This window comes from Rhodoplanes elegans (assembly GCF_016653355.1).
Classification (GTDB): Bacteria; Pseudomonadota; Alphaproteobacteria; order Rhizobiales; family Xanthobacteraceae; genus Rhodoplanes; species Rhodoplanes elegans.
Map to the genome: position 1 here is coordinate 19,994 of NZ_NHSK01000130.1, position 7,526 is coordinate 27,519.

Here is a 7,526-nt window from a genome sequence, read left to right on the forward strand (position 1 = left end):
CGATCATGGCTTGCGCGACCCGGACTCGACACCCTCTCGTCGCGATGCTCGCCTGCGGCGCCGTCGTGCTGCTTCTCGCCGCGACCGTGGCCCAGGCCCGGGTCGATCCGGCACGGCTGTCGGCCGCGCAATCCGCTGCGGCGCGGTTCATGCAGCTCGCCAAGGGCTTCGAGACCACCGGCCAGGTGCCGCGCGAGAGCGATCCCGCCGTGCGGCCGCTGCTCGACATGGTGTTCGACACCAGCGACGTCACCGGTCCGGTCAGCTTCCAGGAGCTGACGCCGCTCAGCCAGCGGATGGTGACCGGCGCCCAGATCGGCACCGTCTACATGCTGGCCGGCACCGGCACGACCGATCTGGCCGGGCTCGCCAACGACCCGCAGGCGGACGCCAAGGTCAACCGCAACGTCGTGCGCTTCGCCCCCGAGATGGGGCGGTTCCTCGACTTCGAGCTGGTCGTCCAGAACGCCATCGTCGAGGCCGTGCTGGTGCAGCTCGCCAGCGCGAAGCCGGCCGAGCTCGCCCGGCCGAACTTCCAGTCCGGCCTCGCCAGCATCCGCCAGGGCAGCCTGCGCACCGTCGCGAGCGTGATCGAGACGCTGACGGTCGACGGCCTCTCCGACGAGTGGCGGCGGTCACGCCTGCCGGCGCTCGCCGGCATCGCGCCGCGGCTCGCCCGCTTCCTCGAGCCCGGACAGCGGGCCAGCCTGGAGCAGCTCGCCCTGGCCTGTGCGGACGCGATGGCCGACCCCAGCCTCAAGCGCAGCCTGCAGGCCTTCGCCCGCACCGTCGCGGGCGGCTGAGCCGGTTCGTCTCCCGGCACAACGTGCCGCCGCGGCGGCACGTTGTCGGCCGAGCGATCGCCGTGCCATGGTGCGGGGTCGCTACGGACCGAAAGTTGTTTCGATGAGCTCCGCGTCGTCGCCCTCCGACCCGACCCTGCCGTCCTCGCCGCAGTCATCCGCATCCTCCGTGGCCACACCGGCCTCGCGCTGGCGCCGCCTGCAGGCGGCGACCGACGCCGTTCACCGGGCGCTCGACGCCCGCATCATGATGGGCGACCCGTTCCGCGACCGCCCGCGCTACGCCCGCTTCCTCGCGATGCAGCTCCAGATCTTCCGCGACGTCGACGCGCTCTATGCGGATGCCGCGCTGCGCGCCGTGTTCCCGGACCTCGCCGAGCGCCGGCGGCTGCATCTCGCCGAGCAGGACGCCGCCGACATCGGCCTCGACCCGGTGCCGCTCGATCGGCCCGCCCTGGCGCCGCCCGTCGACGTGCCGACCGGCATGGGATGGCTCTACGTGATCGAGGGGGCCGATCTCGGCTCACCCTTCCTGCTGCAGGAGACGGTCAAGATCGGCATCGGCGAGGACTTCGGCGCCCGCCACATGCGCGGCCATCCGCAGGGCCGCGGGCTGCACTGGCGCCACTTCACCGAGGCGCTCGACGCCGCCGTGATGAGCGAGGCCGAGGAGGCGCGCCTGATCGCCGGCGCCGAGGCGGCGTTCACGCGGGTGAACCGGCTGTTCGAGCTGGCCGGTCTCGCTGCCCCGGCCTCCGTCTGACCAGAGAGCCGGCCCGCTGCGGCAACGTCCCGGCAGCCTTTCCCTCGAACGCCACGCCTGTGGACCATACCCGTCGCGCGGCGGTATCCCGCACCAGACCGACCGCGCGGCGCCGGAACTCGGTCCGCAGCCGGACGTTAGGGCATATCAATGGCCTGCGGACGATCGCGGCTCCGGCCCGGCGGTCACGTATTACCCTCGAAGAGGTCTTCTGGTGCGTCCCCCGTCCTCCAGCCCCGGCGACAGGCTCTCGTCCTGCCGGCCGTGTCGTCGCGCCCCGTGCGGACGGCTGGCGGCCGCGCCCGCGCCGGCGCGGGAGGCGAGGCGATGAGCGCCCAGCCCGACAGCCGCAGCGAAAGCGGCCGGCCGGAGGTGCTCGTCGGGCCGTCCGGCTGCGAGCGCGAGGCGATCCATGTGCCGGGGAGCATCCAGCCGCACGGCGTCCTGCTGGTCGTCGATCCAGACGACGGACGGGTCGTCCAGGCCGCGATCGGTCCGGGCGCGGCCGATGCCATCGTCCCCGACCCTGTCGGCCGCCCCCTGCGCGAGGCGCTGGCCCCGACCGCCGCGCCGCTGCTGCACGATCTCGACGTCCGTGTGCCCACGCTCGGCACCACCCATCTCGGCCTCGTGCGCGCCGGCGAGACGTTGCATCATCTGATCGCCCACCGCGCCGACGACGCGATCGTGATCGAGCTCGAGCGGGCGCTCGCCGGCGAGCCGGGCTCGTTCGACGAGGTCTACCCGCATGTGCGAGCGTTTCTCGAGGCTGTGCAGCGCGATGGCGACGTCGCCGCCCTGACGGCGCTCGCCGCCCGCGAGGTGCGGCGGATCACCGGGCTCGATCGCGTCCTCGTCTATCGCTTCGATCCCGACTGGAACGGCGAGGTCGTCGCGGAGGACCGTAACGAGCGCCTGCCCTCCTATCTCGGGCTGCACTTTCCGGCCGCCGACATCCCGGCCCAGGCCCGCGAGCTGTATCGGCTCAATCGGCTGCGGCTGATCTCGGACGCGTCCTACACGCCGACGCCACTGCGGCCGGACGTGAATCCCCGCACCGGCCGGCCGATCGACCTCTCCTTTGCGGTGCTGCGCAGCGTCTCGCCCGTGCACCTCGAATACATGCGCAACATGGGCACGGGCGCCTCGATGTCGATCTCGCTGATGCGCGGCGACCGGCTGTGGGGGCTGATCTCGTGCCATCACCGCGACCCGGCGATCGTGCCGTATCACGTCCGCACGGCCTGCGACTTCATCGGCCAGGTGCTGTCGCTGCAGCTCGCCGCCGACGAGACGACCACCGTCGCCGACCGCCGTGGCGCGCTGCGCGCCATCCAGACCCGTCTGCTCGCCCGCATGGCGTCGGCCGAGCAGTATGTCGACGGCCTGGTGGCGAGCGGCGACGATCTCCTCGCGCTCGCCGGCGCCGATGGCGCCGCCGTGGTGGCGGGCGGCACGATCGTGCGCATCGGCGCGGCGCCCTCCGGCGACGAGGTGCAGCGCCTGGTCGACTGGCTCGCGGGCCGCGAGCGCCTCGACGTGATGGCGACCGACAGCCTCGCCGCGGCGATGCCGGGCGGCGAGGCGCTCAAGGACCTGGCGAGCGGCGTCCTCGCCATCTCCATCTCGCAGCTCCACGACAGCTACGTCCTGTGGTTCCGGCCCGAGGTGATCCGCACCGTCACCTGGGGCGGCGATCCGCGCGCCCACGCCGAGCCCTCCGCCGACGGCCTGCGCCTCCACCCGCGGAAATCCTTCGCGGCCTGGCGGGAGACGGTGCGGCTGCGCGCCCGCGCCTGGGAGCCTGCCGAGATCGACGCCGTCGCCGAGCTGCGCACCGCGATCGTCGACATCGTGCTGCGCAAGGCCGAGGAGACGGCGGCGCTGTCGGAACGGCTGACCAGCATCAACAAGGAGCTGGAGGCGTTCTCCTACTCGGTCAGCCACGACCTGCGGGCGCCGTTCCGGCACATCGTCGGCTACGCCCAGCTCCTGAAGAAATACGAGGGTGAGCGGCTGTCCGAGCGCGGCAACCGCTACATCGATACGATCGTCGAGAGCGCCATCTCGGCCGGCACGCTGGTCGACGATCTGCTCGGCTTCTCGCAGATGGGCCGCGCGACGCTCACGCCCGTGGCCGTCGACATGAACGCGCTGGTCGCGGACGTGCGGCGCCGCACCGAGGCCGACACGCACGGGCGCAATGTCGAGTGGCGCGTCGCGCCCCTCGCGCCGACCCGCGCCGATCCGATCATGTTGCGGCTCGCCATGCAGAACCTGATCGACAATGCGCTCAAGTTCTCCCGGCATCGTGACCCGGCCGTGATCGAGATCACCTCGACCGCGACGCCGGAGGAGACCATCTACACGGTACGTGACAACGGCGCCGGCTTCGACATGGCCTATGTCGGCAAGCTGTTCGGCGTGTTCCAGCGGCTGCACCGGGTCGAGGAGTTCGAAGGCACCGGGATCGGCCTCGCCAACGTCAAGCGGATCGCCGAGCGTCATGGCGGCCGCGTGTGGGCGAAGGGACGCGTCGACGGCGGCGCCGCTTTCTTTCTCGCATTGCCCAGACGATGAGGACCCCGGACGAGGCTCCCATGGCCGATCTCAAGCCCATTCTCCTGGTCGAGGACAGCCCGAAGGACATCGAGCTGACTCTCGCCGCACTCGAGCAGTGCCAGCTCGCCAACGGCGTGATCATCGCCCGCGACGGCGCCGAGGCGCTCGACTACATGTTCTCCCGCGGCGCCTACGAGAGCCGGAACACCGCCGACCCGATCGTCGTGCTGCTCGACCTGAAGCTGCCGAAGGTCGACGGTCTCGAAGTGCTGGAACAGATCAAGCGCGATCCCGATCTGCGCCACACGCCGGTCGTGATGCTGACCTCGTCGCGCGAGGAGCGCGATCTCGTCCAGAGCTACAGCCTCGGCGTCAACGCCTTCGTGGTGAAGCCGGTCGGCTTCGACCAGTTCTTCCAGGCGATCCGTGACCTCGGCATGTTCTGGGCGGTGCTCAACGAGCCGCCGCCGGGCCTCGGCGCGACGAGGGACGAGTGACACGCGCCCTCCACCAGACACTTCTGCCGGTACGGGAGGTGCAGATCCTGCATCTCGAGGACGACGGGCTCGATGCGACGCTGGTGCGCGAGTTCCTGGCGGCGAGCGGCCTCGTCTTCCGCATCGAGCGCGTGTGGACGCGGGCGAGCTTCGTCGAGGCGCTCTCGACCGGCGCGTTCGACATCGTGCTCGCCGATCATCAGCTGCCCGATTTCGACGGCGTCTCGGCGCTGGCGATCGCCCGCGCGCGTGCGCCGGAGCTGCCGTTCATCTTCGTCTCCGGCGCCTTCGGCGAGGAGCTCGCCGTCGAGGCGATGCGGCACGGCGCCACCGACTACGTGGTCAAGCAGCGGCTCGAGCGGCTGCCGCTGGTGGTGCGCCGCGCCCTCGCCGAGACCGCGGAGCGCACCGAGCGGCTGCGCGCCGAGGCGGCGCTGCGGGCGAGCGAGGAGCAGTTCCGCACGCTCGCCGACAACATCGATCACTTCGCCTGGATGGCCGACGCGTCGGGCAATCTCTACTGGTACAACAAGCGCTGGTTCGACTACACGGGCACGACGCTCGACGAGGTGCGCGGCTCCGGCTGGCGCCGGGTCCATCATCCCGACCATCTCGCGCGGGTGGAGGGCGAGTATCGGCGCTGCATCGTGTCGGGCGAGTCTTGGGAGGACACCTTCCCGCTGCGCGGCCGTGACGGTGGCTGGCGCTGGTTCCTGTCGCGCGCCCGCCCGATCCGCGACGCGCACGGCCGGATCGTCCGCTGGTTCGGCACCAACACGGACGTGACCGCGCAGCGCGAGGCCGAGGAGGCGCTGCGCCGTCTCAACGAGACGCTCGAGCAGCGCATCGTCGCCGCGATCGTCGAGCGCGAGTCGATGCTCGCCAAGCTGCACGAGGCGCAGCGGCTCGAGACCATCGGCCATCTCACCGGAGGCTTCGCGCACGACTTCAACAATCTGCTCACGCCGATCATCGGCAATCTCGACCTGCTGCGCCGGCGCCTGCCGGAGGCCGACCGCTCGCAGCGCCTGATCGCCAGCGCCCTGCAGGGCGCCGAGCGGGCCAAGACCATGGTGCAGCGCCTGCTCGCCTTCGCGCGCCGGCAGGTGCTGGAGCCGCGCCCCGTCGACGTCGGCCGGCTGGTCGAGGGGATGGCGGATTTCGTCGGCCGCTCGCTCGGGCCGCAGATCACGCTCGCGGTCGAGGCGGCGCCCGATCTGCCGGCGGCTCGCGTCGACCCGACCCAGCTCGAGCTCGCGATCCTCAACCTCGCCGTCAACGCCCGCGACGCCATGCCGGACGGCGGCACCCTCACGGTCGCGGTCGACGGCCGGACGATCGACCGGCACACCGACGTGGCGCATCGCTTCGGGCTGCGTCACGGCGAGTTCGTCCGGATCGTCGTCACCGACACCGGCACCGGCATGGACGAGGCGACGCTGGCGCGCGCCATCGAGCCGTTCTACTCGACCAAGGGGATCGGCAAGGGCACCGGCCTCGGCCTTTCGATGGTCCACGGGCTCGCCGCCCAGTCGGGCGGCGCGCTCGTCCTGTCGAGCACGCCCGGCGCCGGCACGCGCGCCGAGATCTGGCTGCCGATCGCCAACGAGCAGGCGGAGCATCGCGAGACGCCGTCGCACGAGCCGGTGCGGGGCCGCGCCGTCACGGTACTGCTGGTCGACGACGAGCCGCTGGTGCGGGCGACGACGGCCAGCATGCTGACCGACCTCGGACATCAGGTGATCGAGGCCGGCTCCGGCGCCCAGGCGCTCGACTGCCTCGGCCGTCTGGTCGACGGCGCGCAGCCCGATCTCGTGATCACCGACTATCTGATGCCCGCCATGACGGGTGCCGAGCTGGCGCGCGAGATCCGCGCCCGCCACCCCGACCTGCCGATCCTGCTCGCCACCGGCTATGCCAGCCTGACCGGCGAGGCGACCCCCGATCTGCCGCTGCTCGCCAAGCCGTTCCAGCAGGCCGAGCTCGCCGCCACCATCGCGCAGCTCGTCGCCGCGCCGCACGGCTGACCCGATACGGCCGGCTCAGGTGCGCGACTGCCGGATCACGTCGAGCCAGCTCTGAGCGGCCTTCTCGGCGCTCTTGCGCACCGCCTCGGGCTGCTTCTGGGCGAACTCTTCCATGTAGGCATCGCCGGCGCCGCCAGCCGTCGCGATCAGGTGCCACTTGACCGCCTCGACCGGGTCGGCCGGCGCGCCGCGGCCGGCCGAGAGCAGGCGCGCGAGGCGGTTCTGCGCGATGGCGTTGCCGCGCATCGCGGCCTTGCGGAAGTACGCGGCGGCGCGCGCCTCGTCCTTCGGCGTACCGGTGCCGTTGAACAGCGCGATGGCGTATTCCACCTGGGCGTCGACCACGCCGGCGACGGCGGCGCGCTCCATCCAGCGGGCCGATTCGGCCAGGTCCTGGCGCACGCCGCGGCCCTCCTTGTGGAGGACGGCGAGGGCGTACTGGGCCTCCGGGCTGCCGCTCGCGGCCGCCGTGCGGAACAGCTCGGCGGCGCGGTCGTAGTCCTGCGGGAAGAGCTGGCCCTCGACATAGAACAGCCCGAGGTCGTAGGCGGCGGCCGGATGGCCGAGCTTGGCGGCGGCGGCCAGCAGGCGGGCGGCCTCGCCCGTGTCCTTCGGTCCGCCGCGGCCGCCGAGCCGGAACATGGCGAGCGCGAACATCGCGTCGCGGTCGCCGCGACCGGCGGCGAGGCCGTACCATTCGGCCGCCTTGCGGTCGTCCTGGGCGACGCCGAGACCGTTGGCGTAGAGCTCGCCCAGGAGCGTCATGGCGCGCGTGTCCTGGGCGGCGTCGACGCGCTTGGTCGCCTCGTGGAAGGCGGTGAGGAAGTAGCCGCGCTGGAAGGCGCCGTAGGCGAGGTCCGGCGCCTGCGCCGGA

6 protein-coding genes are annotated in these 7,526 nt (G+C 72.1%); 5 read left to right on the plus strand and 1 reads right to left on the minus strand.

The genetic code is table 11. The features are described from left to right. The first annotated feature begins 5 nt into the window (after nt 1-5). The 5 genes from CCR97_RS16660 to CCR97_RS16680 all read left to right on the plus strand — a co-directional run bounded on the left by CCR97_RS16660 (nt 6) and on the right by CCR97_RS16680 (nt 6,652). The gene (locus CCR97_RS16660; protein ID WP_146618813.1) at nt 6-803 is read left to right on the plus strand and encodes a hypothetical protein; all 798 of its coding nucleotides are present in this window, start codon (nt 6-8) and stop codon (nt 801-803) included. Between the two features lie 169 nt (nt 804-972). Next, nucleotides 973-1,566, plus strand: a complete 594-nt coding sequence (locus CCR97_RS16665; protein WP_245429010.1) for a biliverdin-producing heme oxygenase — start codon at nt 973-975, stop codon at nt 1,564-1,566. A 327-nt stretch (nt 1,567-1,893) separates the two neighbouring features. Further along, nucleotides 1,894-4,146 (plus strand): ATP-binding protein, encoded by a 2,253-nt coding sequence (locus CCR97_RS16670; RefSeq protein ID WP_111358472.1) that lies wholly within the window; start codon nt 1,894-1,896, stop codon nt 4,144-4,146. A 20-nt stretch (nt 4,147-4,166) separates the two neighbouring features. Then, nucleotides 4,167-4,625 carry a response regulator gene (locus CCR97_RS16675; protein WP_111358471.1) on the plus strand — a complete coding sequence of 153 codons (459 nt, stop codon included), beginning with the start codon at nt 4,167-4,169 and terminating at the stop codon, nt 4,623-4,625. Next, nucleotides 4,622-6,652 carry a hybrid sensor histidine kinase/response regulator gene (locus CCR97_RS16680; RefSeq protein ID WP_111358470.1) on the plus strand — a complete coding sequence of 677 codons (2,031 nt, stop codon included), beginning with the start codon at nt 4,622-4,624 and terminating at the stop codon, nt 6,650-6,652. Before CCR97_RS16675 ends, CCR97_RS16680 begins: the two co-directional genes overlap by 4 nt. 15 nt (nt 6,653-6,667) lie before the next feature. Here the strand turns inward: CCR97_RS16680 and CCR97_RS16685 are convergent. After that, nucleotides 6,668-7,526, minus strand: an 859-nt coding sequence (locus CCR97_RS16685) for a tetratricopeptide repeat protein (protein ID WP_201159675.1), incomplete at its 5' end; no start/stop codon positions are given.

Bases quoted from the DNA above. Each gene is read 5' to 3' on its own strand.
- CCR97_RS16660 (WP_146618813.1), top strand. From the start codon at position 6: ATGGCTTGCGCGACCCGGACTCGACACCCTCTCGTCGCGATGCTCGCC.
- CCR97_RS16670 (WP_111358472.1), top strand. From the start codon at position 1,894: ATGAGCGCCCAGCCCGACAGCCGCAGCGAAAGCGGCCGGCCGGAGGTG.
- CCR97_RS16675 (WP_111358471.1), top strand. From the start codon at position 4,167: ATGGCCGATCTCAAGCCCATTCTCCTGGTCGAGGACAGCCCGAAGGAC.